The sequence below is a fragment of the Mycolicibacterium vulneris genome, from assembly GCF_002104765.1.
Lineage (GTDB): Bacteria > Actinomycetota > Actinomycetes > Mycobacteriales > Mycobacteriaceae > Mycobacterium > Mycobacterium vulneris.
The window spans coordinates 1-255 of sequence record NZ_NCXM01000129.1 but is presented as its reverse complement, the minus strand read 5'-3'; the positions used below and the strand labels follow the sequence as shown (position 1 = coordinate 255).

Below are 255 nucleotides of genomic sequence, written 5' to 3'. Positions count from 1 at the left end.
GTACCGAAGCCGATGCCCTGCCGACTTTCCCTGGTTGTATTTCCCGCTCTCTTCTCCATTGCCGCTGGCGCCGCGGAGGAACTCAAGGACATGGCAGGTTCGACCATCGTCGTTGCCGGAAGACTCGAGGCCGTCGAATGCCCTGGCGCAGGCCTGTACGATTGCGCTGGTCATGAAGATCGGCAACAGCGGAACCATTCCGGTCAATACCGGGTTGTTCCGTTGGGTTGCACCCAATAATGTCCAGGGTGCAAT

1 pseudogene is annotated in these 255 nt (G+C 58.8%); it reads left to right on the top strand.

Annotated features, from left to right (window positions below):
- Positions 1-163 precede the first annotated feature (163 nt).
- Positions 164-255, top strand: a pseudogene (locus B8W69_RS31120) (LecA/PA-IL family lectin); the annotation flags it as partial.